Origin of the sequence: Bradyrhizobium sp. Pha-3 (assembly GCF_042258325.1) — a bacterium.
Taxonomy (GTDB): Bacteria; Pseudomonadota; Alphaproteobacteria; order Rhizobiales; family Xanthobacteraceae; genus Bradyrhizobium; species Bradyrhizobium elkanii.
Map to the genome: position 1 here is coordinate 2,002,306 of NZ_CP170151.1, position 24,132 is coordinate 2,026,437.

Here is a 24,132-nt window from a genome sequence, read left to right on the forward strand (position 1 = left end):
GAGCCTCAAAGGGAGTATCTGCGGGATTCCGTGGATCAACATTCATTCTTCTTCCATCTCCCCTCGAGTGCCGGCCGTTGGCATGGAGTTTTGCAGGTGCAGCTTTCGAGAAGCTGACGGACCAGGAAGGAAGCCAGTATCCGTTTGAGGGGTGCCGGATGAATTCAGTTCAGTGAGGTGAGCGGTCAGCCAGACAGAAGCCACGCAAAGCGATATATTTGAAGTCGACACTGCTTTGTGCCATCTGGCGTTCCTGTTTTCGACGAGGGCGAGATCGGGTGTCTTGACTGAGCTTGTTCGCCCAGCCACCCATTGTCGGCCATCCCCGCGGGCAGAGAGTCCTACCAGGTCTCAACGTGGACAAGCTGGCAGATGCGGTTGGTCGAAGTCTTCTTTCGGAAATCGCCCGCTTAGGCGCATTTGGGGCCGCTCGGTCATATCGGCCTCCGTTGGATTGGCGCGACCGGTTGCCGTTTGTAGTTCTAGGCGGCTGGCGGTCGATCGAATCGTTCCAGCGATGTCGTACGAGCTCAGGCCACTTTAGTAAACCTGACCTACGAGGTTGTGACGTCGGAATGGCCGTCACAACCACTTGTGCTTGGTCGCGACAGGTTGTTTTTGTCGCAGGGCGCGGCGTGCTTGATGTCTGGAATCCGCCAAACGGCTTGCGAGGACGACGTCTTGCAGCGTGCGATCTTTGGTACTTATCGAGGGAGATGAGCATATGAAGTGTACTGGCAAAGGGCTGACGATCCTGTTGTCCCTGCTTTCGGCCGCAAGCATGAGCACGATGGCGAGAGCCGACGAGCCTTCGCCAAAATACACGGAGGTGCTCAATGCCCTGCAGACCGGAAAGAACGTGAAGCTCATCCTGGACATGAGCCGCTGTGCCAACGCGGAGGGTAGCAAGCCTGCGTCGGCGACGCAGGCCGGTCTGGTCATCAATGCCTTCAGGGTGACGCCCCAGAACGGCATCAGCTTCGCCAATGCGCACCAAACGGTGGACAGCGCGGGACATGCCGTCACCGAGTACATCCGCCATAGCCTCAGCCGCGAAGGCAAGCTCACGGTGCGGGCCTCGAAGCTTGTCGTCGGGACCACCGAACTTGTGCACCAGGGCGAATTCATCTGCGACCTGCCTGATGGCGCGAAGTTCATCTGGTAAGAAGAGCACGGCGCAGGACCCCACTTCGAAGCTGTTTCCTTAACCGCGTGGATGCTTCACCGAGCATGGCACGATAATATAGATCGTGAAGACGGCCGGATTGTCTCTGACCGTCTTTCGTCTGGGCGTCCGAGTTGCACGAAGGTGCGCCAGTTCGCTCAAAGGCGCCATATGAGGGCTGACGATCCTCATCGGATCTTTGTGATCGGAGGATCGCCAGTGCCGGCTATGCTGGTATGATCAGGAGCCAAGGGCCCTCATCAAACCAAAAACCGGGTCGCCAAAGTACGTTCGCATCCTTGTCCGCGACCCTAGTGAGACATTCTTTCCAATCCGAATGGTCCACCGGCCGGTGATGATTCACGTTTGATCGTCGGCCAAGCCATGGTCTTGTAGCGCGTTCGCATCTTGTATCCCGATGGTTCTCGGGTCTGCTCGGCTGAAAGTGCCGTCGCTGCCGAATGCGACGACAACGTGATAGATACATCGCCGACGAGCCCCTTGTTTAGCCAAATAGCGGCCGATGGAAGAGAAGAACGCGGCCTCCAGGTAGGCTTTCGGCTGTGTACGGTTTGGCGCCAGCGCCGAAGGGGCGTCCTCGCGCCATTCGAAAGGTGCGGGTGCATCAAACCCTGGCGCAGGACCGACGTCGATACCCGGGGAAGCCCTCCCCACCGCACGCGTCGCTTCGCCCAGCAAAGCGGGCCGAGGGTGGTGAATGAGTTGAACGTCGTTGGGTCCTCCCGGTCCCAACATGGCCGTGTAGCGTTCGCCGCCGATCTCGTAGTTCATGACCGGATATTCCGCAACAGGCAAGAAGTCCCACTTGCCCAACGTGGATAGCATCATGTCAGGAGCCAGCTGGGTGCGATGCGAGAAGTCCTTGGGAACGGCAAACGACACATCGAACGTATCGCCGACAGCGGGAGACCGCAGATGGATGAGCTGAACATCATTGGGCCCTCGCGGTCCCAACACGCCCGTATAGCCTTCACCGCGAATATCGTAGGTCTTTACCCACTGTGCTGCATCGGGCAACAGACCCCATCGACCCAGCTTGGAGCGCATCATATCCGGCGCAGGCTGGGTGCCGTGGGAGAAGTCCTCGGGAACGGCCAAAGAAGCATCAAAGCTGTCGCTGGCTGGAAAGGACGTCCGCTCAAGTGGTCTGGGCCGCAGCGCCTTGGTCCATCATCCGTCCAAAATAGTTTTCAGGGACGAAATTCGGCCGCGGGCTGGGTCGCCAGGTCACGGCATCGAAAAGCTCTTCCTGGAGGAAACTTTGCACGGGCGATGAAGTCGCCGAGTGCATTCGTTGCCAACCGGTCACGGCATCGAAAAGTTCTTCCTGAGTGAAACTTGGCGCGGGCGATGAAGTCGCTGAACGCATTTGCTGCGAAAGCAATGGTGCATCGAAGCCAGGAGCTGAAAGCTCGCTGCTCTGCTCCGCGGTATCGAAAAGCTCATCCTGGGCCACACTATGTATCGGAGAATGAGGGGCTAAACTTGGCTCGTGCCAAACCTGCAGAGTATTGAAACCATCAGCCGGTAGTGAGGCGTCGCGATCCGCAGCGCTCCCCAAGCGCTGTTCATCGACCGGCCGCATGGGCAAAGGAGAGGGCGGTTGAATGACCTGCCGCGAACTGCCTCCTTCTGCGCCCAAATTACCCCGCCCGACGATCGCGCGATAGTCGCGGAGAGCGTTCAAGGCGGCGATGAGCGTCTTGTCATTTCGAAACAAACGGACTGCGTGGCCGAGCAGTTTGTCATCGCTGAGCTTGGCAATGGACGACGGGCGGAGCGCTACCGCCAACTTCCGCAGCCCGCTCGCATAGCCCCCGGCCTTTTTCTCGCCGATCTGTCGACCAAAACGTGCCTCGGCAGCCTCCCTGATGAGACGCTCATCTTCCCTGGAAGGACGATAATGTGTTCTGAGGGGGAGAGCGTCTGCGTCAGGCTCGCGGTACCGACTGACCATTGACAATGCGGGGCGATCACCTTGTCGTTCGGCAGCAGCTTTCTAGCGTGTCCGAGCAACGCATTGTCATCGAGGCCAGAAATTGATTTGCCATCCTGCTTCAGCGCTTCAGCCAATTTGCGAAGCCGACGATCATAAATACTGACGGTGGTAGGCCTCGGCGGTAAATCTCGCTTGAGAGCAGCGCCGGATGCCGCCTGGATGAGGCGATCGTCCTCCTCGGTGACATCATAAAGCTCTCTATGGGAATATATGGGGTCGGCCCCTGGCGCGTCCAGCAGGTGCTGCTCGAACTCCGCTTGCGGCTGTTGCGGTTGTTCCGCGGCCGCATTGGATGCAGCCGAATCATGATCAGCTTGGTTGATAGTGCTCAATCGGTCCATGATCTCGTCCGCCAGCATAGCTCTGTGGTTCCTCGCTACTGATGTTAACTTTCCAAAACCTGACGTGACTTCCCGTCAGGTAGAGTGAACGAGGTCCGGAAAGTGTCTGCTCCGAGGCGCTGCAGCGCGGATCGCAGACACAAAGAGGGGATTGTGATAAAAGTGGGCGCGGGTTGAGGAGTTGAGCTGCAACAAGGGTATGCCGCTCCATTGATGATCGCCTCCTTATCTCGATTCAGGCGATCGGCGCTATGATGGCGAAGGCCGGTATGGCGTCGGCGAGTTTTCGATCGTCGGAGGCAAGCGCAGGGTGAAATATCGCTTTTTCTTAAATCAGCTAGATAGCCATTGGGGCGGCATCAAATCGTGAATTGTGCGAAATCTTGTCTATTCCTGACGAGCTCTCGTCGAAGTTTCCAGGTCGCAACTTCTGATTTCCGGTCAACCTGCCGTGAGAATAGCTGCGAGAATAGCCGCAACACGAAGCCATTCGTACGCCAACTTGGTCATACGTGTTCGGAGTCCGACACCGCCGGAGACAATCGTCGGGGCGGCAGAACATCAGAGCTGCCGGCAGTCGTTCTCCAAGGAAAATCAGAAGCCGAGCGCTTTGAATTCCGATGGCACGGCCGTTGCTTATTGAGAGGCAATGACAGTCGGCGAAGGCGCAAAGCGCATTCAGACACGTTGGGACAAACCTGCCCGAAACTCTTTAAACCGGTAGGCCCTGTACAGTGCAACAGCAGGCGCACTTGCTCAATAGGGCGTTCCATCGATTGGATGGCAGGACGATGAGGCAAAGCGCGCGCCAGGGAACTGGAGATTTGAATGACTGCCCCCAAAGCCATATCGGCGCGGCGCCAAACGACCGATGTAGACGCTATGATCGCGGATCTGCGGTCATGCGAACACCCGCACGACGTGGAAGTGTGCGGTATGCTCTTGCACATTCTCCCCGGCGTTCTGTCGCCACGCCTAAGTCACGCTCCCGACGCCTTGATATCGAAGTGGCACATCCAATCTGGAGCAACAGTATGGGATTTGGGATGCGGATCAGGCGTCCTGGGGCTGGCGGCACCTCGCGCTGGGGCAGAACACCTGGTGGCTCTCGATATCAATCCGCAAGCCGTTCTCACCACAAAGTTAAACATCGAGCGGTTAGGTCATTCCAAGCAGGCAGAAGCGCGCCTCAGTGACATCTATTCTGCGCTGCAGCCTGAAGAAAAGTTCGACCGTATTTTGTTTGCCGCCCCGTACTGGAACCGAAAAGCAAGGGACGATTTGGAGCGCTCCTGCTTTGACGAAGATCACAGCGCCATGGCCTCAGCTCTCGGCGGAGCGCATAATTGGCTCAACGCCAACGGCCTGATGTATGTCGTCTTTTCTGATCAGGGAGATATTGGGCGCGTCTTGAACTTGATCGATAATAGTAACCTGCGTGTTAGAAATATGCATATTTTCCGACCATCGATTCATGGCGGGCATATCCGGATCATCTGGGAGCTCACGATTCGATGAAGCCTCTTCGGCTCCTGGATCCGCCAAGCGCTGCTGCTGGTCAAACTGCTAAAGTACCGGTTCACGACTCGTTCGGATCGGTAGTTCGATAGCGAAGACCGCCGGCCGAGTTTGATGCGTTGCAGAACGAGTTCGTCGGATGCAAGGCAATCGCAAGTCGCACGGCTTATGGGAGCTCACGGCGCCGGCGCCGCCGTATACCGGTCCTCTCGTGGGTGATTTGCAAGCCGATGTCGTTGTGATTGGCGGTGGATATACTGGACTCTCTGCGGCTATCCGCCTCGCGGAGGGCGGCGTGCGCGTCATTCTGCTGGAGGCATCCGAAATTGGATTCGGTGGTTCCGGGCGCAACGTCGGGCTCGTCAATGCGGGTATGTGGGTCATGCCCGACACGCTCTCAGACACGCTCGGCTCCCCGTTTGGAGAGCGGCTCATCGAATTACTGGGTGGAGGACCGCAGGAGGTTTTTGCACTGATCGAGAGATATGGGATCGACTGTGAAGTTGAGCGCGCGGGGACCCTGCATTGCGCGGTCGGCCGCAGGGGCTTGGAGGAAATCCAGATTCGTGCCGAACAGTGGCAGAAACGCGGCGCTCCGGTCGCGGTGCTTGATGCGAAGGAGACGCGCAGAAAGATTGGCGGTGGCAACTATACCGGCGCGCTGCTCGATACGCGCGCCGGTACAATACAGCCACTGGCCTATGCGCGCGGCTTGGCGCGCGTTGCGCTTGCGGCGGGCGCGAGGATATTCGCGCAGACTGAAGTCCTCACAGTCCACGAAATGGGGTTGCGCTGGAGGGTCGGCACGGCAATGGGATCTGTGTGTGCTGAGTGGGTAATCGTCGCTACCGACGCCTACGGCAAAAGACCTTGGTTGCGGATTCAGCGAGAGCAGATCCGTCTACCTTACTTCAATTTGGCAACGCGGCCCTTACCAGATCGTCTCAGGACCTCAATCTTGCCCGAACGACAAGGGGCATGGGACACCCACGAGGTCCTTTCCTCGTTTCGCTTCGATCAGTCCGGCCGTCTGGTGTTCGGCAGCGTTGGCGCTCTAGAGGGTATCGGCACCTTGGTTCACCGAGCCTGGGCGGTCAGGTCGCTACGTAGGCTGTTTCCGCAGCTCGGCGACGTCGAGTTCGAAGCCGGCTGGTTCGGGATGATCGGGATGACTTCCGACCACCTGCCGCGCTTTCACAAGCTCGACCGTAACCTCGTGTCCTTCGGCGGTTACAACGGGCGCGGGATTGCACCTGGGACCGTCCTCGGCCGGGTGTTGGCGTCCTACGTTCTCGGCCGCCTTGCGGAAGAGGACCTACCACTTCCAGCTGCGCCGGTTGAATATCGGCGGTTTCGTGCCGCCCGTGAGGCCCTCTACAGCGCAGGCTCTCAACTGGTTCACCTCACTGAGGCGCGGCTCTGATCCGCCTCGTGTCAATCGCATATCCGATCCGGCGGTTTCCATCGGTTTGGCCGTTCCCGGCACGTGGCGAGCGAATTGGCATCGGTCGCGTTCTTCAGAGAGAATCTTGACATCCACACTCGTGCAGGCCGGCCGTCACGTCTGTTGGTCGGCATCCATATAACATCCCGACGTCTGCGGGTGAGCAAACTCGCACATCCTGCAGAGCAGAAAGCCATCCATTCCGTTCATGCGATCGGCGATTTCGTGAAAAATTGGGCTTTCGAAGAGATATGCGTATTCGTCGCGCAAAAGATTGCCCAGGACATGACGCCGCTCAAAATCCATCCCGCACAGAGTAACGTCGCCGTTTGGTAGAAGGACATTCCGATGTTGTTGTTTGCCAATACACGTCAAGGGTCCGACGACGGGCTGTCGCGGTTTGATGATATTCGACTCTAGACGTCCTCGGCTGTTACTCAGCGGACGCAAGCGCTGCAGCGCTTTTGCGGGAATGGTGTCGGCGAGGTCCGGATGGACTTTGCCCAGGACAACGAATCGAATCGAGGGAATGTTCGCCTCGACGAGTCGGCGCATGACATTGAGATAGGACTTTCCGACGAGCCGGCTGTTCATATAAGTGCCGTCATCAGGAACGTGGACGATGAAAGCCCTGAACTGCAGCATTTGCAAGCGCCGAATGTCACTCCCGTTCATTCCGACGAGGGTCGTGAAAATTCGGATCTGATGCCCACGTGCGTAAGCATGCTCAACCATCCTGGTGCATTTCGGATGGAGCCAAGGCTCCGAGTAGCCGGCAAAACTGATCTCGGTAGTCCTCGGCACGCGTGCAAGACACCGCTCGAAATCCTGAAGACCTAGGTACTTCGCTTGAGACACGGGTCTTTGCCGATCAGCGAACTTGTCTTGGTGGCAATAAGTACACCGGACGATGCATCCTGCGGTCGTCGTTATCTCCAATACCCGGCGACCAGGATTGGCAGCGCGTAAGTTTTGTAACACCATGGGATATGCCGTCATTCTGTCTGGTCCTTTCAGGCGCCGGAGCAAGAAATTGCGAGAGGGAGCGCAGCGTTCGATGAGCAGCCGCTTGCTTTGCTCCTCACGGATTGCAAATACAGGATATGCAGGTTGGCGAAATGACCTAGACCAAGCTCCTATCTCGTCGCTAACAATGCTCCGAGCTCGGCCACGCCTACCGAAGCCTGGATAGGCCTGGCGTGCCAACTCGGCTCTCTATGCGTTGGCCGTCGCGTAGCACCGCTGGCTGTTACTTACATCTTCGTTCCGAGTCAGCGCCACGCCAGATGCTGGGCTCGGTGTTCTCGCTAGAATGGTCTGCGGAGATGCTTCCGCAGCCGTAGCGATGCGGAACCGGCGCCGGATCCGCCCAAGCGGCACATCCTAAGGCTTTCCGATGGCAGCGCAGGTTCTGAAACATCTTTCTATTTGTCGCGCAAGCGATTGCGCTCGCGAACTGTTTGGGCGCCATCAATGCGATGGACAAGCGGTCGAGCATCGCAAGCTCTTGGCGGCGATAGTTCCTATTCCCGTTAGATGGCAAGTTGCTGGTCAGGATGATGAATGAAGCACGCTTGTTGCCATGTTGAGAACCAAATTGGCCTTTCTCGGCGGAGCGGTGCTAACTGATTTCGTCGACGACGATCAGCGTGGGTCGTGGTCACCGCACGATCCCGCGGCCAATATGCGGCCGCGGGGAGCCGAAAACGTCGTATCTGGCACCTAAAGAAGCTGGAAGGTGGCTCACATTGCGCTGTTCGGTGGCGCGAGCAGCGATCTAGCTGGCATTGGGCGACGCCTGTGTAGCGAGGATTGTTCTCATCAATCCACTGGGGCAAATCGAGTTAGAAAGTCAACGCCATCCTTACCTGCCGGAACTGGTAGGGGTGACTGCCCGCGCTTTAGGATACTCTGTTGGGGCGACGATCCGCTCGCAACAAAACGTCACGGCAGCTCGAAACGATGGATCGCGACCTGTGGATCCGCAAGCTCTCAAGAGAGCAAAATCTGCGGAGGCGATCGTGATAACGCAATTGGTAGACTACAGAACCGACGGCGCGTTTAAGATCCCGCTGAGCAATCTGGACGTAAGCGAAGCCAAGCGCTTTCAAGATGATAGCATATGGGGTTATTTCGAGCGGCTGCGAAGGGAAGATCCCGTTCACTACTGCCAGGATAGCCCCTATGGTCCATATTGGTCCATAACGAAATACCGCGATATCGTAGAGGTAGATACTAATCACAAGATATTCTCGTCGGAGCAAGGCGTCACTATTGTCGACGTGCCTGACAGGCACTGGACGCAGAGTTTCATCAAGATGGGTCCGCCTAAGCATCGCGAGCAGCGTGATACTGTAAGTCCGATAGTCGCGCCGGAAAACTTGACGAAACTCGAGAGCTTGATCCGTCGTCGCGTCAGGACGATTCTGGACGGCTTGCCGCGCAACAATGACTTCAATTGGGTGGATAGGGTCTCCATCGAATTGACGACGCAGATGCTTGCCACGCTATTCGACTTTCCATTTGAGGATCGGCGTCTGCTGACCTATTGGTCGGACGTAGCTGTTGCAATGCCCAGAACTGGCCAGCCGATCGATAGCTGGGACAAGCGAAGTGCGATCTTGTCCGAGTGCCTGGATTATTTCACAGGCCTTTGGAACGAGCGCATCAATGCCGAGCCACGGATGGACCTGATTTCCATGATGGCGCACTCGCCTGCAACTCGACACGTGGAGCCGAGTGAGTTTCTTGGAAATCTGATTCTGCTGATCGTCGGTGGGAATGACACCACGCGCAATTCGATTACCGGCGGCCTCCTGTTCATGAACCAGCACCCCTCCGAGCTGCGAAAGCTACGCGATAATCCGAAACTTGTCTCGAGCGCCGTGTCCGAGATTATTCGTTATCAAACGCCCATCGCACATATGCGCCGCAACGCCGCGGCCGATAGCATCGTCGGTGGGAAACAAGTCAGGAAGGGCGACAAGGTCGTCATGTGGTACATCTCAGGAAACCGCGACGATGAAGTCATCGAGAACGCCGAGCGCTTCGTCATCGACCGCAGGAACGTGCGGCAACATCTTTCGTTCGGATTTGGGATCCATCGCTGCGTTGGTCGACATCTTGCGGAGCTGCAGCTGAAAATCCTCTGGGAGGAGATTTTGAAGGCACGACTGGAAGTCGAGGTTGTCGGCGAACCCGAGCGAATTGCGTCGAACTTTGTGCACGGTTATTCCGCTCTTCCTGTGCGGATTGCAGCCTAGGCTTCGATCCCTCGAATCTGGCGACCGGCCCCGGGGTGCGGCTTGGTCGGCGCGAAACAATCGCTGCATGTTGAGATCCGGTCTGCAATTGGGCAGGCTTTGAGACGCCTGCGAGCAGCGATAAGTAGCGACGCATAATCCACTGGCACCTCCAAGAGGCAAGATCACCGATACCTCCGAGTGTTCATCTGCGGCGCTGACTTGGATAGTTGGAATCAAGGGCCGATGAGCTTGACAGTGAAGATTGTAGCAGTGGCCGCGATTTTCGTTGGAGAAGCGCTTTCGATAATCGCGGAGTTGATTGCCTCAAGGCAGTTTGGCAAGGCCGGCGGGGATGTCACAATGCTCCTGCCGATGTTTGTGCTGATATCCGTCGGTGGCGTCCTGCTCGTCTTCGGATACGCGCTGGGCTACATGCATCTCAAGAATATCTGGATCATTGTCGCGATTTCAGTCGGAGCTATTCTGGTCGTGGAGCCAGTTCTCGCCTTTATACTTTTTCGTGATGTGCCGACGGCCGGTTCGCTGGTCGGGTTGACGCTCGGTGCGCTTGGCACGGTCGTTGCCATTTTTTTATGAGCGTTGCTCAACGGGCTCGGATGGGCGGGAGCTGCGAAGGAGTCCCTCAATATGGGTTCTGCTCGATCCGAAGGTGAATACAGATAATGCGATTTTGATCGAAGATTTAGACCTATTTAAATTGTGTGCGACCGTGGGTGTGCAGGTTCTTGGATTTAAGACTCGTATCTCCTCCTCGATGATGGGACGTACGGCGGCCGAAGGTCTCTCCCCCTCGACAAAGTCGGGGGATGCACCTCGCCGCAATGATCAAGCCGTTTCAAGATGCTGGCATTCTCGTGGCGGCTCTCCGCTATTCGAGATAGCCCGCCAAGTCCGTGCAGACGAACGCGACGCTGGATAGTGTCTTGCCCCGTCGCATCTGCCGCGGCTTGTCAGTATGGATTTTGGCGGGATCACGCCGAAGCAACGTTACGGTGCGGTCATGCACTGCAGCGGATGATCCCCGATTTGATGCGCTCATCCGCTGCATCGCTGCCTGTTGCAGCACTGGCAGCCTCGATGAACCGGAGCCCACGGTGATCCGGCCATTTTCTGTGTAGCCCGGAAAGAGCTGTTCGTCAGCTGCCCGTCAGCCAAGCTGTCTAATCAGACAGGCTGCGCATTCTCGATTCGATCGGAGATTGGATATGACGGGCATTGGCCGAGCTGGCAAATCGCACGTTGAGCCTGCAGAAGCTGATAGCATGTGGGGATCGGGCGGGGAGCCTGGACCGGTCTCCGGAGAAGCCAGGCAATCGTTCGATTCCGTCGTGGAGCGGATGCACTCCAGGTCTCAAGATGGAATGGCGCCGCTCGTCGGCGAGCCGCCGGCTTCGGATGTGGCTGTCCCGACGAGAGACGAGGTCAGAGCAGCGCAGAAAAAAATGCGCGGCCTACTTGTGGCCTTTGTTGGTGCTTCTAAAACGGCGGCCGGCCAAGCGCGGAACCGGTCGGAGGCGCAGGACCTGATTGATCAAGTCGTCAAGGCGGGCTCGGAAGTTCTGGACTATTATGCGAGCTTCCCTCCCGACGTGGCACGCAGCCTTCTTTCCGACGATCAGGCTTGCGGAGTCAGAGTCGAGACTCTTGCTGCGGGGGACCAATGCAACGCCGTGGCTACCTCGATTGTCTACGACCTGGAGGCCGGTAGAGAGAAAGCCGCAGCCGTGCTCGAGCAGCTGCGCAAAGCCAACGCTGCGCCCGCACAGCTAAGCCGAGCGGTGTCGACCGTGGCGAAGCACTACATGGCCTGCATGGAGTGGTGGGGAAAGAAGGCATTGCGCTCGGAACGGATGCAGTCCGTCTGCGTGGCCACCGCCAGCTTGCCGGGGTCCACGCCCGAGATGCTACGCCTGCATACCGGCTGGGCACTTTTTACGAAGTGCACGTATCTGCAATCGCGGATCGCTCTCGCGCGGCTCCTGATCGAATCGCGGGCGAGCACGCTCGAACCAGCGCTGAGTAACGCCCTCATCGGTGAGGACGGGCGGATGCGTCTGCTCGGGACCTTCATCAACGATGTTGTTCCGGCATTCGCGTCGACGGGCGAAGCCGTTCTGTACAACCGCGGAGCGGCGCTCGACGCGGAGCACAGCACCGTTTTGGAAGGGGTCATGGAACGGCTTTCTGAATTTGCGTCGGGGGTGCACGGCATCGTCGCTGGGCTGAGGGATGCTGGAATGGGGGCGGACACTCCATTGGACCTGTTGGACCAGATCGAGGAAGCTGCCTGGGTCACCGCAAACGACGTCACGCGGTTTTTGGCGGTGCAGCCAAAGACACCCGCCGTGATCGAGCCGCCCGCCAACTGGATACCGGAAAATACCGGCGCAGTGTCTGAGGGCCAGGCTGCGCGCAAGAAGGGAAAAAGCAAGCGCACACCGGCGGCAGGTGAGGGGAGTTCGGCGGCCGGTCTACGCGAGGCGCAGGTCGCCAGGCCCGACGCTGCTTCGGCTCCGACAGGTAAGGTCATCGTTCTCTCGGATCTGGGCACCAAGAAGCTTGCGACCCCGGAAGAGGCGGCACGCGCAAAGGAATCATCGTCAACGGCCGGCCAGGAAATGTGGCGTGCTCCGCCCTCCAGGAAAGCGCTGAACGGATTGCTCAATAGATTGGACGAGCTGCTGCAGTTCGATCTTCCAGCGCAGCAAAGCGCCGTCTCGCAAACGCGCCAAATGAAGCCCGAGGATGCCGGCCACATCGTGGATCTCGTCGTTAAGCGCCTTCAGACGCAAGCCGCCGAGATCGAGGCCTGTGTAGCGGCGCTAGAGGAACCTCGCCGACGTGGCCTGCTTACGCCTGCGCAGGTGCCTGAAGTGCACGAAAAAATAGTCCGGCTCAAGGCGATGTGGTCCGAGGTGCAGGGACAGGCAAATTCTTTGAACGCGCGGAAGGCTGCGATCACGATGGATTGCATGAAGACGTACGCCTTTCCGTCGCAGAAGTACCTTGAATACCTGCGGGCGGCCGATGAGTTGACGTCTGCCGATCCGCCGCGTGCGTTGAAGGGGGAGCCAGGCACGCTGTTCGAGATCAAGCTGCAGCCCAGGGCACTGAGCAATGGTGCGATGCCGGATCCGGTGTGGGTGCACATCCATACGAAGAGGCCGGTATATGTCTCGCAATTGGCGACGCTGGATGGCGCCGAGTTCGCTGCTTGCCACGTGAAGTCCAATGAACAGCGCGGCTACAATCGGCTCTGGCAGAATGCTCGAGCTGCAATGGGACACGAAGACGTGTTGATCCACCGCGGCAGGCTTGCGCCGGCGTTCTGCAAGTCCTTGTTCAGCAGAGGTGGCGGCCAGCCATGGTATCCCCGTCTTGAGGCGGAGTTCGGCTCGATGCAACTCGCTCGACACGGGATGTAGTGCGCGTATCTGGCGAGGAAGTGCCGCTTGGGCTGCGCTGAGTAGTGGTTCGGCTGGCTGAAGCCGGTGAATCTCAAGCGATTTCCGAGTGATCGGCGTTCCGCGAGAACGCACACCGTGGGCCGGTTTGACGAATCGAATTGACGATGCACAATAAGGTGGGCCTGTCCGTTTGCTACCCCCGGATGTGGCCACGACGGTCCCAGCATCGGCCTCCATGGCCCCCAGAAGGTGCTGGGACCTGTTCGTTCTGCACTCTCGATCGGGTGAATAGTTCGTTTCTCGCTTGCCGGATTCTCACGTAGGCCGCGCTCTCGTTTGTTCTTTGTCGCGCTGGCCGGGCTATCCCGCTCATTCTGGTTGGTAACCCGTCGAAGTTGAGGCAGAAACGACGGATCGCGCGCAGAGATTGACATGCAGATCTGCGCTGCAAGATCTGTACTCGGCGTCTGCCGCATCGCCTGGACCCGCTCCTCAAAGATTTTCCCACGGTTCGCAAATCGCACCTGATTCAATGGTCGAACGGCTGTTCCATCGTGGTCTCCTGCCGGATTCGGACCAGCCGACGATGACCTGTGAATCCAAGGTCACCGCTACACGGCCGGTTTCGATGGTTCCAATTGCGTTCGTCTTGTTCATAACCCTGCGGAGGACCAAGTGGGGTTGGGGCAGGCCGGGCGAGACTTCGGAGCCTTATTCACGGAGAACCGGCGCTTCGGAACGCCGCTACCACGCCAATGGGCGACACCTGCTCTCATGGATAAGTTGGGCGAAGAAGGTTTCATGCCGACCGCAAACACCCCCAAAACAATCCAGCTTAACGGAAGAACCTACCAAGCCGAGTTGGCCGAAGGAGGGTTCGTTAAGCTTACGCGGGTATGAGACGCAACCCGACTGTGACCGATCGCGCGCTGGGCTAGAACCCTGCGATCGCTTCGGTTGTTGTTGCCGACATAGGCAATTCATCGCTCTGCAGCGAGTTGCTCGCGCCGCCAGTGGGTACGCATCGTCGGACCCCTGGCAGGCAGCGAGACGCCGATCGAGGCGATTGCGGTAAGCTGCGTCGTTGCGCAAGGCCGGCGTCGAGCATCCCTCGACAATGCTTCAACATTGCTCTCAGCTGACGGCAAGACAGTCGCAACCGCGTCGCTCCCTAGGCGATGTGCGAATGACCAGCGCTATCGCCGAGCGAGCGGAATGCAGCACCAGTCTTGCCGATGCGCTCGATCAAGCTCATTTAGCTGGCGGGTGCTGCGGCCGAGCCGGTCCAGCCTCGTCACCAGCACCACGTCGCCGGGGTGGAGGCGCTACCATCAACGTGGTGAGTTGTGGCCGATCGGCGCGGCACCGCTGATCATCTCGCGGTAGATCGCGGTCGCCGGCTGCCTTTAGGAGTTGAACTAGCGGATGAGATGTCGATCCTGGATGCTAACGCGGCATATCCGAGAATGGTCATTTGGTGCTTCTACGTCTGCAGAAGCTATCGCCTCGGTGATAATTCGTTTGGGCCATGATTCTTCTCGTTGGCAGTGAGTACCGTGTGGATTTTGTAAGGGCAGCCGCGATCGGGACCTTCGAGCAAGTCTGAGGTGATGGTTGCAGTCAGTGCCGCCGTCGCTGCGCGACGAAGTCGGCCGCGCGCTCAGCAACAATATCGCCCTCGGTGGCAAGTTCTGGTCAGGAATGCAGTCTCGCTGAATTAGCAGTATGCCGCCGTACTTGAACGGGCCGAAGCCATGCGGTGTAGCCTCTAGCGCAGCCGAACAAACGAATGGAATTTCAGCGATCGCGCAGTCGTCGCATCCGTCATAATGAGTTCGCTTGTGCACTCATCAGGAATGTGACTCACCGCCTCGGGCAGCACGCGTCCAGCCTCCAAGCCGTGCAAGTCATTGGGCCGAGACGATGCAGTTACCGCGTTGTCCGATTGCTCAGATCAATGCGGACCGCTTAGAGGCCGGCGAGAAGCCGACCATAAACGGCTTCTCCGAGCAACTCATAACCGAGCCCGCAAAGATGTCCGAACTCATCCATCCCGTAGATAGGCCTGATCAAGAAAATCAATTTTACCACTTGTGGCAACGTCATATATCCATGAGGACGGCTTGGGGCCGATCTTAAGGGAGCGACTCTGGAATGAAAAAATTGCTGTTTGTGACTGCGAGCGCCGCCGCGCTTGCAACGGCGGCAGTGCCGGCCTGTGTTGCTGAAGCCGCCGCTCAACCCGTCGCTGCCAAGGTGCAGGTCGCCGACACGTCATATCCTCAATGCGCGGACGACCCGTTGAATGGTATCTGCGATCTGTTTTTTTGTTTGACCGATCCGGCGTGCGTACAGCACTAACCACCGGATACAAACCAAGCAGAAAATGAGGATCGAGGCCTCGCGGCGCGGCCGCTCGTGGGAACAGCGGCCGCGTCCTCTTGCGTAAAGAAATTTGCGCGCCGCCTCTGAAGCCGTTCCGGTTCCGCCGCTGGAGCATGATCGCAAGGAACGGATGAGGATGTTCCAGCACAGAGTGGCCATCAATGATCATGCAAAAGCACTCCGCGGAGCTGCACGTTATCATCCGAGCGCGGGACGAGAATCTAAAACGATAGCAATCGTTGATTAAATTGAGATCTCGGCTCTCGATATGGAAAGGCCTAGCGACCGCGCGGGGTATCGCAGCTCCGTCAACCGTTAGTAGTCATAGGTCCGACGAAAGCCATTCCAATGCGTTCACCAGGAGAGTTCTTCTGGTGATCTAACGGTAAGTGCAGGCCGAAGAGCCCTGTCCATATCCTTATGGCTTGCCGGGATGCGTGACAGAGTGCGCGCCAGACGGCGCCTCCCTTCGCGAGCGACCCGCCTCCAAAAGACGAATCTATCTAACGGAAAAAGGGCTAAACGGCATGCAACGACAGGGGTAAACGATAACGTCCAGTGTCGCGTTCTCTGCCGATAGCCCCGCGATACACGCCGACACAGTCTAGCTCCATCGTGCCGATGGGCGAGAACGTCCAATTCTCAACCTTTCTTTGATGTAGCAGGTGTTCTAACCGGTGGTTGTTGATGGTGAAGCTCTCAACATAGTTGCCGAACGAAGCGTTCCGCCCACAGGAAGCGAACCAAGGCGCTGGTTGCAGCAACTTGCGTTGTTAATACCCTATTCAAGAGCGCCATAACGGACTCTCGCGAAACCAAGCCGAAGTCGGCCAGGGCGCAAGAGGAAAGCTGCGATGAAATCGTGTCTGCACGAGCCGCAATCGCCTTTGGTAACACAAGCGCGAAAGTCTCCTTTGCATAACCGTGCGGAAACACATCGCAGCGCAGCCGATTACGCAGGTAGGAACGGAATATTTCCTTGCCCGCGCGAAGTGCAAGCGGAAGCTTCGCTGCAGTATTAATCAATCTCGGATCGCCTAGCGGGCGAACGGGCCAAAGTCCTCGCCTTGCGAGTGGACGAGCATGACAAAGGCTTGCGAGCAGAAATGTGGATACGGTCGCGCTAAGCGGCGCGCTGAAAAGGAAGGATGAATGAGCGGCGTCGAGCGCGCGATTTGTCAACAGGCCGTCTGCAAGTTCAACGGCGATCTCCAGGTGACGTGAAGACGAAGATCTTGAGCCGCCCTCCTCGGCGGTGGAGCAAGCGCAAAGCTTGTCGCCGCCTATGCCGGACCAGACGATTTCGTAGCCGTCCGCGCGAAAGCTGTCGCAGAGCGCCTCAAATGCCTCCAGGCAATACTCTGAAGTGAGTGGCAGGCGTCGTTCTGGGGCAAGATCCAGATCAATCGCCGGCATGTGGGTATGCATTTCAAGGGGGTGATCGCGGCAATTCAGTGCGCTCAGAATGCGCGCTCGCCGATCAGACTGCCTGGGGCTGCTCCCGTCGCCCAACAGGATGCCGCCACACCTTACGGTTTTCACGCTTTTGCCAACAGCAATCGCGACCGAAGCCGAATCCATACTTCCGCTCAGCTCCACAGCGCTTGCACAAATGCCCGTTGGCCGCGAGAGCACAACGTCCTGCAAAGTATCCGCAAACTCAAGGAGACCATTGCTCTGCTCCGGCCCAGAGAGCTCGTTAGGGCGTGCACTCATAACGCGCAGCCAGCCATAGGCGGATAGAGGCGAGTTGGACGAAGGCAAGGTAGTTTCCCGCAAGCCTGTCGTAACGCGTCGCCACACGACGACATTGGTTGATCCTGTTGAAGAGCCGTTCGACCTAGTCGCGAGCGCGGTAGAGATAGGAGCTGAAGCAGATCGGATCGCTGCGATTGCGTTTCGGCGGGATGTTGGCCCACGACCCCTTTTTCATGGCAAGCTCTCTTATCCAGTCGGCGTCATAGCCACGGTCGGCAAGCAACATTGACCCGAACTTCAGATGAGAGAGCAGTTGTCCTGCAAGTCGAACGTCGTGGGCCTCGCCGGGGCTCAACGTCAACCGTACCGGCAAACCATTGCTATCGACCACCGCGTGGATTTTGCTCGTCAAGCCGCCGCGCGACCTTCCCATCGATAGGCGCTCGTTCCTTGTGATGCAGGCCCCATGTTGATGCCGCGGACAATCGAGTTGTCGATCATTTGGACAGCGGCATCATGGGCAGCCGCAAGTGCGTCCATGATGCGGCTCCAGACGTCAGCTCGCCGCCACCTAACGAAGCGGTTGTAGCAAGTGGTGTAAGGACCGAACGCCGCCGGCAAATCGCGCCAAGGTGCTCCGGAACGCAAGACCCAGAAGATGCCATTGAGGACACGACGGTCGTTAACCCGAGGAACGCCGCGCGGCTTGTTCGGCAGCATCGGCTTGATGGCAATCCATTCATGATCGGCGAGTTCGTAGCGCATGATTCCAGCCCCCAGTTTGGGAGTTTGAATCACAGGGGGTCTGGCCTGACGCGACGCTTCCGGGCAGGCCCCGGTTGGACGCTTACGGGGAAGCGGACGTCAGCCAGCCGACTATCTCCGCAGAAACCGTCGAAAATGACCCATTGCAGAAGTCGCTGAACCAATCATTGCTCGCAACCGTCCATCGGCACTTCACGCGCATGTGTCCCCAGCAGGTCGCCACCCCGATTGAATTACGATTGTAATTTAATATTATGACCGTAATGGCATTGAGCTGGACCACCGTTAGGTGGCGGCCGGGTGCCGCCAAACAGCTCCTGGCGAGGATTTCGTGGACGACAAGACAACTGCCTCATCGCGACAAACCGCAGATGTCAGCTCGTTTGGGCTCGCAACCGCTGCAGCAGCGGTTCGCAACGGCGACATCACCTCCGAGGCCTACACGGCGGCTCTTTTACAGCGCGCCCGAGCGCTTGCCGAACTGAACGCCTTCATCACCATCGATGAGGCGGAGGTGCTGGCGGCCGCGAGGGCCGCAGACAAGTTGCGTGCGGCCGGATCGGCGGCCCCGCTCCTTGGCATGCCGCTTGGGGTGAAGGACAGTTATTTGACGAAAGGGCTACCCACCAGTCTGGGAATCGAAGGTCTGGCTCATTTTGTGCCGCGCGAAGATGCCGACGCTGTCCGGGCAATTAAGGAGGCGGGCGCGTTGATTTTCGGCAAGAACAACCTTGTCGAGATGTCTTACGGCTTGACCGGTCACAACGCACGTTATGGTCAGGTGAAGAATCCGCACGCGCGGGATCACATGTCAGGCGGCTCCTCAAGCGGCTCCGCCGCATCCGTGGCTGCTGGACTGGTTCCCGCGTCCTTGGGCGGTGACACCGTTGGGTCCATCCGGGTACCCGCATCGTTCTGTGGAGTCGTGGGCTTCAAGCCAACCACCGGGCGTTGGCCGCGCAACGGCGTTGCTCCGATCTCCCATACACTCGACACGACGGGCGTGTTTGCCCGAAGCGTTGAGGACTGCATTCTGGTTGACCACGTCGTGACTGGCGAACAGGCTGCGGAGTCCTCCGACGGCGACTACGGCTTAAAGGGAGCCCGGCTCGCCTTCGCCCCGCGACAGTTCCTGGATCTGGTTGACCCCGAAGTCGAGTCCCGATTCCGTGCGGTGGTGCGGCAACTGCAGGACGCCGGCGCCGAGGTCGTGGAAATGGACCTTGGCCGCGACTTCAATTCCCTCGTCCAAACGGCAACATGGGGCATCTTCGCTCATGAGACGATGGGCGCGATTTCGGAGTTTCTTCGGCGCCACGCGATTCCGACCGCGTTTGAGGCCATTTACGAAAGCCTTAAGCCTCAGCTTCGGCAGGCGTGGGAGCACATCGTATTGCCAGGTGGTGCAGGTGCTACCTCGGCAGAGGCCTATCAGATGGCGCTCAACGTGAGCCGGCCGGAAATCCAGCGTCGCCTCAACACGGCGTTCGTCGCTCATGGGGCGTGGGTCATTCTGCAACCGACCACGCCCTGCACGGCGCCTTCGATCGGGGAGCAGGCGACCGTCCACATCGCGGGGCAGGACGTCAGCTACCTCGCTCTGGCGAACCACACGGTGTCGGCAAGCAGCGTGGGACTGCCCGGTATCAGCCTTCCTGTCGGCCTGTCTCGCGCGGGGTTGCCGATCGGGCTCGAACTGGATGGCCCTCTAGGAAGTGATCAGCGGCTTCTAAACCTTGCCCGCGGTATCGAAGGCATCTTGGGTGCCAAGTCCGGTTCAACCTAGTGTCGTGGTTGCTTCGCGTCGCGAAGGGGGCCTGCAGACAGCGACAAAAGATTAGAGGATCACCAGATGTCCAATGCACTGCACTCAACGCGTGCCATTCCGGTCGAGTACGTTACCATCCGCTCAACACAGCCCTTCGAGGACGTTCGAGCCAAGCTCGCGACCTTGGCGCGGCGCATCGATGACGGGATATTCACTCTCCTGCGATACGGCGAAAGTGAGCGCGCCCTTCGAGAGTTGGAGGCATCTTCGCCGCTCACCATTTTCGGGCAGGGTGACCACGGCGCGCTCCTAGCTGTTGCTCAGCTGACACGACGATCCATCCAGTTTGATATCGGAAATCCGCTCACCGCGTCCAAGATGACCCGCCATCGATTGTCGGCGGGGCTGTACGCACCCATCCGCGTCCTTCTGCGCGAGGATGAAGATGGCGGTGTCGCGTGTGGATATGATCGGCCGGCATCCCTGTTCAGTCAGTTTGGCAGCGAACATGTGAATGCAGTTGCCCAGCAACGTGATCGCGACCTCCAGGCCCTATTGGAAGCGGCCGCAGCTTAACGGATATCGAAGGAGTGGAGATGCGTTTCGAGAAAGGACACAAGGCCGCGACGCGACGACACATCATCGATGTAGCCTCGAAGTGCATACGCCAAGACGGTATCTCCGCCGCCGGGATCGCCGGGATCATGGGCGAGGCCGGTCTGACTAAGGGCGCATTCTCTCCGCACTTCGGGTCCAAAAACGCACTCGTTCGCGAGGCGCTGGCGAGCGCGCTTAGCGACCAACAACATCGCCTCGATGAGGAACAGCGGCCGGGCCTGTCCCTCGAGGGGGCGATCCGGAGATACCTCAACCGCGCTCACCTCGAAGACCCGGCGGACGGGTGCCCTTCGGCGGCGTTGCTCCCGGAAATCGCACGCCAGCCCCTGTCCACTCGGCAGGACTACGAGAAAGCGCTGCGAAGCTACGTTTCGTCGCTGGCTGCACTACTTCCGGGTGCCGACTCTGCAGCGAGCCGCCGCCGTGCGACCGCCATCTTCGGTCTCATGGTGGGCACTCTCCAGTTCGCGCGGGCCGTCCCCGACACCATCCAGGCAGAGCAGATCCTGGAAGGCGGCGTTGAGGCCGCGCTCCAGTTGGCGAGAGTTTGATCTTGCTAAGTTAGGAACAATGGAGCGGTGCGGGAAGATTTGTCACACAGCCGGAACGAGCCAACACTCCGGACGCCCACTAGTCTGACCGCCGGCAATGTCTCCTTCTGGCCATCGCGACATATTGTGCTGCCGCACGAACTTGGTCGCTATTGGAGCAAAGCGGACGTAGTCACCAGTCACATGAGCCGCCAAGTTTTATAGGTACACGGCCTAGTGAACGGATCTAATGAGCCGTACTCAAAAGAAGTTTCCGACCTGTCGACGTACAAGGTTGCGCCGGCAGTCGGTAAGTTAATCCCCGCGCAGGGCTGCCGCGCAGAGTAAAACGTTCTCATCGACAGGTGATGAGCTATGATCTCTGCATCAATCGCTCGCGATGTACCCAAAAAATCGACGAAATCCCAGGATAGTGTAACCGTACGGGTGCGTTCCTCCACGTGGAAGTAGATCGGCAGGCTGCCGATATGGCCAGCTCGTACCTGCAGGCGCGGACCTCGGCGGGCGGCCTCGATCACGACAAAATCGAGCGGCCAGTGCATGCATTGTTGGTAGCTCTGACGAAGCTGATCCGCAGAAGCGTTAGCTGTGGCGATGGGGTTGGTGCCGAACTCGTCTGCTACTCGTTGACGCTCCCGTATGACGAAGAACCATTGGTCGGAGTTCTTTAGCAACAAGCTCTCAAGGCTCTTATGCTGGAATGGCCGGATGTAGCTTTCACCAATTGCTATTGAGCAGTCTCTGACGGCAGGATCGAAGGTTTTCAGATCACCTATTCTCAGAGTAGCCTTGAGCATTGTTCTTGATACAAACTCGAGCCGCCCCTCGCGTGAGGGGCGGCAACAGAGCGTGAAGAATGATGCAATCAATCTTAAAGCCAGCCCTCCGTGGCACTATCGTTAGGTAGAGGTTCCTTTGGTGTCTTAAATAGTAGGGGGCGGCAGAACCGGTAGAGGAAGTTCAGTTGCATCGGACGCGGGCCGTTTGCGTGTGTCTGCAGTTGCACACTTCATGTCGTGTTCCTTACGGAGCGGGTTCTTGTCGTCTCGGCATCCTATGCTTCAGTAAGAAGCCGGGTAGTGTGGCGCGTCAGTTGTCGGCCACAACACGACGTATTTCATGTGAGACGCCGGGCGACAACCTACCAAGACTGGCGGGGTTGCATGACAGCGCTGGACAGAGCTCATTTGAAGTCCACTGGCGGTTAGCGATAGCAAATTTCGGTGAGCCAGCCATCGAGCATCTTTACGCGAGTTCGTTTGAAATCTAGACCGTGCGACAAGGCCATGCCGCTCTCTGCGCAAAGCAAAGCGCGCCGTTCCCTCGATGTGTCGCAGATATGTCAAAGTACACAGCGTTGTCGCCGATTTCCGAAATCTTGCATGCGTACTGGCGGTCCGATCGGTGCCTGCTTCTCGTCGTTGCCACGGTGGTGCTGATCTCAAGCGCGAGCAGCGTCGTAGCCCCCTATGTATTTTCGTCTCTGATTGATCGTCTGCCGCGCAGTGAAGGCGCGTCGGTGCTCGCCTGGGGACTCGCTGGCTATGCGGTCCTGCTTGGCATTGCTTCCGCATTTCAGCGTATGCTGCAGTATCTTTCCTTTATGACAGCAGAAAACCTAGGCTTCATCGCTGCAACTCGCTTTTTCGATCGAATCCTGAGAAAAACCGCAGCCTTTTTCCTTGAGCACAATCCCGTGGAAATACAGAGTGCGGCCGCGCGCGGCCGCAGCGCGTTGATCACGATGGTCCAGCTTGGAACTACGATCTTCTTCCCTGCTGCAACGCAGCTTTTGCTTACGATCGCTACTCTAGGTGCGCTCGTCAATATTCAGATCGCCGCAATCGTCGTCGCCTATGGGGCTGCCGCGATTACATTGACCTGGAGTTCGACGCGTCGGGCGCGCGTATTTCTGGACCGGGCCGTCGACGCCGGACAAGAGAATGCGCGTTTCGTCGGCAACGTCATGAATGCCATGGACACGTTGCGCCATTTTGGCAGTCATGCCTGGATGAGCCAGCGCTTTACGGTGAAAGCGCGGGAGGTGCGGGATAACTGTCGAGCCTACGTGCTTCAACGACTGCCCTACATCGCCGTGCTCGGCTTAGCCGTCGCGTTACAATTTGCCGTCACTCTTCTCCTTCTGGTTCCCGACTACCAGGCTGGCATGGTCACGATCGGCGACATTGTGCTGTTCAACACGCTTATACTCCAACTCAGTATGCCCTTCGAGATGGTCGCGCGCGCGATCTCGGACGCATCGAGGTCGCGCGCCGACCTCATTCCTCTCACCAGACTGTGGGGCGCACCAGAAGAGCGGCGAACGTCCCATACTCATGATTTCACGCCCTCCGCCGGCCAACTATCTTTCGAGGACGTTGGTTATGCCTACGAAAACGGTCGTGGCGTTACGAACGTCTCGTTTTTGGCTGGACGCGGCGGGATTACTTTTTTGGTCGGCGAAACGGGATCGGGGAAGTCGACAATCTTTAGGCTCGTCCTGAAATCAATCGAGCCGGACTGCGGCCGTATTCTGGTCGATGGAACCGATATAACGGGTATCGATCGCACGGATTGGTATGCTGCAGTTGCTGTCGTGCCGCAGGACGTGACGTTGCTCAATGTGTCGCTGGCCGACAACATTCTGCTAGGTCGGCCCCGCGATGAGGGACGCCTTCGCACCGCGTCGGAAAAAGCCGCTATTCTCCCGTTCATCGAGGCGCAGCCGGAAGGATTTGAAACAACCGTTGGAGAACGCGGTTTGAAGCTTTCAGGCGGGGAGCGCCAGCGTATTGCTATTGCCCGTGCGCTCTATGGCGAGCCGGCGATCCTTCTTCTCGACGAGGCCAGCTCCGCCCTTGACGAGCGAACCGAGCGGGACATCATGGACCATATTCGCAGCCTAGCGGAAGATGTGACCGTGCTGGCGATTACGCATCGCAGAGGCGTCATCTCTACAACCGACGTCGTGGTCGATCTGACCCCCTGCGCTTGTCAGACATAGGCAAGGCGGATGCTCAGCCCGCGCGTCTGCCGGTCTAAGAATGCCGGTTGCGGAATGTCTGCAAGTGAGACGAACCAAGCCATTGCCAACCCGGCCAGCGAATCTGGTGGCCAAAGCTGGACAGAACGGGACGTTCGAGCCGTCACGTCGTCTCGGGAATTCCCTGCCAAGGCTCATGTCAG

The 24,132-nt window shown here is 58.4% G+C and carries 18 protein-coding genes and 1 pseudogene; 11 read left to right on the forward strand and 8 right to left on the reverse strand.

Going from position 1 to position 24,132, the window contains the following annotated elements:
- Positions 1-781 precede the first annotated feature (781 nt).
- Entirely contained in the window at positions 782-1,165 is a 384-nt protein-coding gene (locus ACE10X_RS09575; RefSeq protein ID WP_225161277.1) for a VirK family protein, read from the forward strand.
- Positions 1,166-1,525: 360 nt separating this feature from the next.
- Here ACE10X_RS09575 and ACE10X_RS09580 read toward each other — a convergent pair whose 3' ends face one another.
- The 3 genes from ACE10X_RS09580 to ACE10X_RS09590 are packed head-to-tail and all read right to left on the reverse strand — an operon-like array spanning position 1,526 to position 3,544.
- Positions 1,526-2,284 carry a hypothetical protein gene (locus tag ACE10X_RS09580; protein ID WP_016844741.1) on the reverse strand — a complete coding sequence of 253 codons (759 nt, stop codon included), beginning with the start codon at positions 2,282-2,284 and terminating at the stop codon, positions 1,526-1,528.
- A gap of 40 nt (positions 2,285-2,324) precedes the next feature.
- Positions 2,325-2,978 carry a hypothetical protein gene (locus ACE10X_RS09585; RefSeq protein WP_016844740.1) on the reverse strand — a complete coding sequence of 218 codons (654 nt, stop codon included), beginning with the start codon at positions 2,976-2,978 and terminating at the stop codon, positions 2,325-2,327.
- The gene (locus tag ACE10X_RS09590; RefSeq protein ID WP_016844739.1) at positions 2,969-3,544 is read right to left on the reverse strand and encodes a hypothetical protein; all 576 of its coding nucleotides are present in this window, start codon (positions 3,542-3,544) and stop codon (positions 2,969-2,971) included. Before ACE10X_RS09590 ends, ACE10X_RS09585 begins: the two co-directional genes overlap by 10 nt.
- Positions 3,545-4,354: 810 nt before the next feature.
- Between ACE10X_RS09590 and ACE10X_RS09595 the strand changes: the two genes are divergently transcribed.
- Positions 4,355-5,044, forward strand: coding sequence for a methyltransferase (locus ACE10X_RS09595; RefSeq protein ID WP_375764169.1), 690 nt, complete (start codon positions 4,355-4,357; stop codon positions 5,042-5,044).
- A 139-nt stretch (positions 5,045-5,183) separates the two neighbouring features.
- Complete coding sequence (locus ACE10X_RS09600; protein WP_016844737.1) at positions 5,184-6,467, forward strand: FAD-binding oxidoreductase; 1,284 nt, start codon at positions 5,184-5,186, stop codon at positions 6,465-6,467.
- A gap of 135 nt (positions 6,468-6,602) precedes the next feature.
- Here ACE10X_RS09600 and ACE10X_RS09605 read toward each other — a convergent pair whose 3' ends face one another.
- Positions 6,603-7,133 (reverse strand): SPASM domain-containing protein, encoded by a 531-nt coding sequence (locus ACE10X_RS09605; RefSeq protein ID WP_225161279.1) that lies wholly within the window; start codon positions 7,131-7,133, stop codon positions 6,603-6,605.
- A gap of 1,379 nt (positions 7,134-8,512) precedes the next feature.
- Here ACE10X_RS09605 and ACE10X_RS09610 point away from each other — a divergent pair.
- The 3 genes from ACE10X_RS09610 to ACE10X_RS09620 all read left to right on the forward strand — a co-directional run bounded on the left by ACE10X_RS09610 (position 8,513) and on the right by ACE10X_RS09620 (position 13,179).
- A complete protein-coding gene (locus tag ACE10X_RS09610; protein WP_026192328.1) occupies positions 8,513-9,751 on the forward strand; it encodes a cytochrome P450 in 1,239 nt (412 codons plus the stop codon).
- 237 nt (positions 9,752-9,988) lie between these two features.
- Positions 9,989-10,330, forward strand: a complete 342-nt coding sequence (locus ACE10X_RS09615) for a hypothetical protein (protein WP_240537172.1) — start codon at positions 9,989-9,991, stop codon at positions 10,328-10,330.
- Between the two features lie 629 nt (positions 10,331-10,959).
- Positions 10,960-13,179 carry a hypothetical protein gene (locus tag ACE10X_RS09620; protein WP_026192329.1) on the forward strand — a complete coding sequence of 740 codons (2,220 nt, stop codon included), beginning with the start codon at positions 10,960-10,962 and terminating at the stop codon, positions 13,177-13,179.
- Between the two features lie 1,178 nt (positions 13,180-14,357).
- On the opposite strand, the gene ACE10X_RS09625 is transcribed toward ACE10X_RS09620, so the two are convergent.
- Positions 14,358-14,468: a hypothetical protein gene (locus tag ACE10X_RS09625; protein WP_077230994.1), complete on the reverse strand. Its 111-nt coding sequence runs from the start codon at positions 14,466-14,468 to the stop codon at positions 14,358-14,360.
- Between the two features lie 847 nt (positions 14,469-15,315).
- On the opposite strand from ACE10X_RS09625, the gene ACE10X_RS09630 reads away from it, so the two are divergent.
- The gene (locus tag ACE10X_RS09630) at positions 15,316-15,522 is read left to right on the forward strand and encodes a hypothetical protein (RefSeq protein ID WP_018269959.1); all 207 of its coding nucleotides are present in this window, start codon (positions 15,316-15,318) and stop codon (positions 15,520-15,522) included.
- Between the two features lie 723 nt (positions 15,523-16,245).
- Here ACE10X_RS09630 and ACE10X_RS09635 read toward each other — a convergent pair.
- Complete coding sequence (locus ACE10X_RS09635) at positions 16,246-16,962, reverse strand: hypothetical protein (RefSeq protein WP_157788144.1); 717 nt, start codon at positions 16,960-16,962, stop codon at positions 16,246-16,248.
- Between the two features lie 283 nt (positions 16,963-17,245).
- Positions 17,246-18,009 (reverse strand): annotated as a pseudogene (locus ACE10X_RS09640) (IS5 family transposase).
- Between the two features lie 331 nt (positions 18,010-18,340).
- Here ACE10X_RS09640 and ACE10X_RS09645 point away from each other — a divergent pair.
- The 3 genes from ACE10X_RS09645 to ACE10X_RS09655 all read left to right on the forward strand — a co-directional run bounded on the left by ACE10X_RS09645 (position 18,341) and on the right by ACE10X_RS09655 (position 20,946).
- On the forward strand, positions 18,341-19,795 hold the full coding sequence (locus ACE10X_RS09645; RefSeq protein WP_028343876.1) for an amidase family protein: 1,455 nt from the start codon (positions 18,341-18,343) through the stop codon (positions 19,793-19,795).
- 66 nt (positions 19,796-19,861) lie between these two features.
- Complete coding sequence (locus ACE10X_RS09650; protein ID WP_016842784.1) at positions 19,862-20,353, forward strand: DUF302 domain-containing protein; 492 nt, start codon at positions 19,862-19,864, stop codon at positions 20,351-20,353.
- 20 nt (positions 20,354-20,373) lie between these two features.
- The gene (locus ACE10X_RS09655) at positions 20,374-20,946 is read left to right on the forward strand and encodes a TetR/AcrR family transcriptional regulator (protein WP_026192331.1); all 573 of its coding nucleotides are present in this window, start codon (positions 20,374-20,376) and stop codon (positions 20,944-20,946) included.
- Positions 20,947-21,125: 179 nt separating this feature from the next.
- Here the strand turns inward: ACE10X_RS09655 and ACE10X_RS09660 are convergent, their stop codons facing one another.
- Positions 21,126-21,815: a hypothetical protein gene (locus tag ACE10X_RS09660; protein WP_233475740.1), complete on the reverse strand. Its 690-nt coding sequence runs from the start codon at positions 21,813-21,815 to the stop codon at positions 21,126-21,128.
- Positions 21,816-22,285: 470 nt separating this feature from the next.
- On the opposite strand from ACE10X_RS09660, the gene ACE10X_RS09665 reads away from it, so the two are divergent.
- Positions 22,286-23,950: an ABC transporter ATP-binding protein gene (locus ACE10X_RS09665; RefSeq protein ID WP_018269964.1), complete on the forward strand. Its 1,665-nt coding sequence runs from the start codon at positions 22,286-22,288 to the stop codon at positions 23,948-23,950.
- The last annotated feature ends 182 nt before the right edge of the window (positions 23,951-24,132 follow it).

Excerpts from the sequence above, each read along its gene's own strand:
- ACE10X_RS09575 (WP_225161277.1), top strand. The coding sequence starts at position 782 with ATGAGCACGATGGCGAGAGCCGACGAGCCTTCGCCAAAATACACGGAG.
- ACE10X_RS09590 (WP_016844739.1), bottom strand. The coding sequence starts at position 3,544 with ATGCTGGCGGACGAGATCATGGACCGATTGAGCACTATCAACCAAGCT.
- ACE10X_RS09595 (WP_375764169.1), top strand. The coding sequence starts at position 4,355 with ATGACTGCCCCCAAAGCCATATCGGCGCGGCGCCAAACGACCGATGTA.
- ACE10X_RS09600 (WP_016844737.1), top strand. The coding sequence starts at position 5,184 with ATGCAAGGCAATCGCAAGTCGCACGGCTTATGGGAGCTCACGGCGCCG.
- ACE10X_RS09605 (WP_225161279.1), bottom strand. The coding sequence starts at position 7,133 with ATGCTGCAGTTCAGGGCTTTCATCGTCCACGTTCCTGATGACGGCACT.
- ACE10X_RS09620 (WP_026192329.1), top strand. The coding sequence starts at position 10,960 with ATGACGGGCATTGGCCGAGCTGGCAAATCGCACGTTGAGCCTGCAGAA.
- ACE10X_RS09630 (WP_018269959.1), top strand. The coding sequence starts at position 15,316 with ATGAAAAAATTGCTGTTTGTGACTGCGAGCGCCGCCGCGCTTGCAACG.
- ACE10X_RS09635 (WP_157788144.1), bottom strand. The coding sequence starts at position 16,962 with ATGCCGGCGATTGATCTGGATCTTGCCCCAGAACGACGCCTGCCACTC.
- ACE10X_RS09650 (WP_016842784.1), top strand. The coding sequence starts at position 19,862 with ATGTCCAATGCACTGCACTCAACGCGTGCCATTCCGGTCGAGTACGTT.
- ACE10X_RS09655 (WP_026192331.1), top strand. The coding sequence starts at position 20,374 with ATGCGTTTCGAGAAAGGACACAAGGCCGCGACGCGACGACACATCATC.
- ACE10X_RS09665 (WP_018269964.1), top strand. The coding sequence starts at position 22,286 with ATGTCAAAGTACACAGCGTTGTCGCCGATTTCCGAAATCTTGCATGCG.